Raw genomic sequence first — 3,499 nt, 5'->3', positions numbered from 1 at the left:
AACGGCGACTTCAGGTTGAGATCGATGATGGTGTCCCAGGCCTCGTCCGGGAACGTCTCCAACGGCTCGTCCCACATTGCCCCCGCATTGTTGACGAGGATGTCGAGACTTCCGGACTCGGCCGTGACGAGGTGAGCGAGGCGCTCACACTCCTCGTGTCGGGACAGATCGGCGGGGACCGCCCGGACATCGCCGAATTCGGACAACTGTTCCTGCGCCTGAGCACACGCTTCTGCGTTGCGTGAGCTGATGACGACGCGGACGCCCGCCTGGAGAAGCCCCCTCGCGATCATCATCCCGATGCCCCTGGTGCCACCGGTGACAAGGCCGCGCTTGCCGCTTAGATCGAAGAGTTCTGCATGCGTTGCGAATTGGCTGTTTACCACTGTCGCCTTTCTCGTTGGTCGGACGGGCCCCTAGTCGATACCGCCGCGTCCTCGGTCCTGCAGAATGCGCCGATTCAGCCGAGAACCTCTCCTAGCAAGCTAGGCGAGATTTTCGACGCCAAGGAGACTCCCGTAGTACGGGTACTGACAGGGACCCTCTGGTCCGGTAGCCACCCGACGGGCAGCGAGCGAATGGCATTGGACGGCTACGGGCCGTGGAGGACGTCACGCACTGGGCAAACACCCTGACGAATCCTCGCCATCCGGACGGGGCGGCAGTGCAGCCATGGCGGTCGCCGCGATCGCCAGGAGTTCATCGAAGGTGCCGCCGTCCCTGGCGGAGCCGGACATGCCACGCATCACCGCTACCAGGAAGGTCGCCAGCTGGTCGGTTGACGTGTCTGGTGGGAGGTCGCCGTCGCGGACACCTCGATCGAGCCGGTCTCTGATCCGACGACGTAAGTCGTCGCGCTGTGCGGTCAGTCGCGGCTCGCTCAGCATGAGACAGCCGGGTGGAGTCCCTTCGGCGGTGTGCGCCCGGGCGGTGCCGTTCAGCATCTGAGCGATGGCGTCGTGGGCAGTCCGCTGCTCGGCGAAGCGATCAATGGCTTCGCACGTGCGTTGAAAATAGTTCTCCGCGGCCTCCTCGAAGAGGCGGTTCTTGTCGCCGAACGCCGTGTAGAGGCTGGGAGGGGTCACCCCCATTGCCTTGGTCAGCATCGAGATGGTGGTTCCGGCGAAGCCCGCGCGCCAAAACTGCTCGACGGCCGCAGCCAACGCGGCGTCACGGTCGAAGCCAAGTGGACGTCCGGCCATGACCGCAGCATACCGTAGCGATCGCTATGAATTGTGCTACGGTCGTGTCGCCATTGCATAGTGATCGATACGGAAAGAGGAAGTCGTGCTGCTCAAAGACGCGGTCGTACTGGTGACCGGCGCCAATCGAGGCATCGGGGCCGCATTCGTGGCCCAACTGAAGCAGCGCGGCGCTGCAAAGATCTACGCGGCCGCGCGCGACGCCAGCACCATCGACGCCGACGGCGTTCAGCCGATCGATCTCGACATCACCAACCCCGATCAGGTCCAGGCCGCCGCCGACGCGGCCGGAGACGTTCAGGTCCTGATCAACAACGCGGGCATCTCCACCGGCACCTCCCTGATCACCGGTGACCTCGTGACCATCGGGCGGGAGATGGAGACCAACTTCTACGGTCCCCTGCTGACGACTCGCGCCTTTGCGCCGATCTTGGGAGCCAACGGCGGCGGTGCGATCCTCAACGTCGTCTCAGCCCTGTCCTGGTTCACCGTCCCGGGCGCCGGGGCCTACTCCGCATCCAAGGCCGCCGCATGGAGCCTCACCGACACCACGCGACTCGAACTGACGGCGCAGGGCACGCACGTCGTGGGCGTCCACATGGGTCTCGTCGACACCGACATGGCCAAGGGGGTCGAGGGAGCGAAGATCTCCCCTGCCGACCTCGCCGCAGCAGGACTCGACGCAATCGAGTCCGGCCGCACCGAGGTGATTGCCGACGAGTGGACAACCTTGGTGAAGGGCGGACTGGTGCTGGAACCGTCCGAGCGCTACGACCAAATCTTTTCCGCCCTCGGTATGAGCTGATGCGGCCCGTCGCGTTCGCAGTAGCAGACCCAGCAGCGCCGCTCCTCCACTAAGCGTCGGCGAGCGCATCGCCGAGTCCCCGGGCGGCGCGCAGCGAGGTGAGATCGACGGAGTGCCAACGCATACCGCGATGGCTCGCCGTCACGACACGCACCGTCGGCTTTGGACGCATCGCTCGGCGCAATGACGACCGCGGCAAGGGTCGACGCGCAGGCGACCCCTCGGAATGCGGGCCTCGCCCTCTGAAGGTCCATCCCGCAGCGAGGCTGTCGGCGTCGATCAACCAGGGCAGTCGGTGCAACGGGTGACCACACGCCAGCGGAGGAACCTTCACTGCTTGAATGAACGAGTTTGCTGCTCGGCGAAAACACCAGGTGTTGTGGTGTAGCTTAGATTGCAAGGCCGGTCCGGAGGGATGGTGGTGCGTTTCATCTCGAGCCCCGAGGGCCGGACCGGTGAAAGGCGATCGTCTCGGTCGCTAGCACTGGGGGTACTGGCAGGCTGCGCCCGAGATCTTGTCGGACGAGGGGATGTGGATGGCAGGGAAACTCGCGTTGAGCGCCCAACTGCATCATCTCTAAATCGCCTGCTGCGTAGAAGAATTGAGCATCATGCCGGAATCATCACCACCAGTGGGTTGGTCGCCCTACCCGCGCGGAGCACCTGGTCGCCTGTATTGGGACGGGCAGAACGACGGTGTGACGGTGGCGCCGGCGTGACATGCAGATCGTCCCCGACGACAACGGGCCGGGGCACGAGTTGACCCCCGGGGGGATTCCGATTCGAGGAGACGCGAGGCCGTCACGCTCGGCGCCGATCCTGGACCCTTCACGCGCTCGCCGGGCGAGCACCGTCCTGACCGTCACGCTGGTCGTGCTGATCTCGGTGGCGATGCTCGGCACCTGGAGCCAGTCGGCTTTGTTGCGCAGCACGAACGCGGCCGCCGCGGAGACTCGCGCGCACCAGCGGGCCAGCTCGCTCGTGACCGAGGAGCACTACCTGATGCAGGCGATGGTCGCCGACCCCTCAGTAGAGGAGCGGGCCGAGCTGGTGGCCATCCAGCCTCGCGTCATCGCGTCATTGGACGGTCTCGCAAGGGACGACGACGGTGGAGAAGACCCGTTCACGGTGATCGTTGGCAAGGAGCTGGAGCTGCAGGCGGCTACGGCACGGATACTCGCGAACATCGAGCAGGGCAGCTTGACGACCGCGGTGGAAATCATCGAGGCCCACGAAGGCTTGATGGCCGACCTCCGCACGTCCGTGGAGGCGCAGGAGGCCGAGCACACCCGGATCAACGCGGCCAGGGTCGAGCGCGTCACGCAGGCCTCTTGGCTGCTCTCGTTCGCGATGTCGGCCCTGTTCCTGCTCGGGCTGGTCGTGCTCGTCGCCACCGGCCGCAAGAGCCGGGCCGACCGCCGCCTGATCGAGCGGATGGCGAGCGAGGACGCGCTCACCGGGCTTCCGAACCGCACCGCCTTCGCGGCCCACG

Annotated in this window: 4 protein-coding genes; 2 read left to right on the top strand and 2 right to left on the bottom strand. The window is 65.8% G+C overall.

Annotation, left to right across the window (positions count from 1 at the left end; all coding sequences use genetic code 11):
* A partial coding sequence (locus tag ABW137_RS00345; protein WP_526395768.1) for an SDR family NAD(P)-dependent oxidoreductase occupies positions 1-386 on the bottom strand: 386 nt, incomplete at its 3' end.
* A gap of 225 nt (positions 387-611) precedes the next feature.
* Complete coding sequence (locus ABW137_RS00340) at positions 612-1,202, bottom strand: TetR/AcrR family transcriptional regulator (RefSeq protein ID WP_526395767.1); 591 nt, start codon at positions 1,200-1,202, stop codon at positions 612-614.
* Positions 1,203-1,287: 85 nt separating this feature from the next.
* On the opposite strand from ABW137_RS00340, the gene ABW137_RS00335 reads away from it, so the two are divergent.
* Positions 1,288-2,007, top strand: a complete 720-nt coding sequence (locus tag ABW137_RS00335) for an SDR family oxidoreductase (RefSeq protein WP_526395766.1) — start codon at positions 1,288-1,290, stop codon at positions 2,005-2,007.
* A 720-nt stretch (positions 2,008-2,727) separates the two neighbouring features.
* The coding region (locus tag ABW137_RS00330; protein WP_526395765.1) for a hypothetical protein at positions 2,728-3,499 on the top strand (772 nt) is incomplete at its 3' end.

The organism is Mycobacterium sp. (assembly GCF_040509115.1).
Taxonomy (GTDB): domain Bacteria; phylum Actinomycetota; class Actinomycetes; order Mycobacteriales; family Mycobacteriaceae; genus Mycobacterium.
This window is presented reverse-complemented; position numbering and strand designations above follow the sequence as displayed.

Bases quoted from the DNA above. Each gene is read 5' to 3' on its own strand.
- ABW137_RS00340 (WP_526395767.1), bottom strand. From the start codon at position 1,202: ATGGCCGGACGTCCACTTGGCTTCGACCGTGACGCCGCGTTGGCTGCG.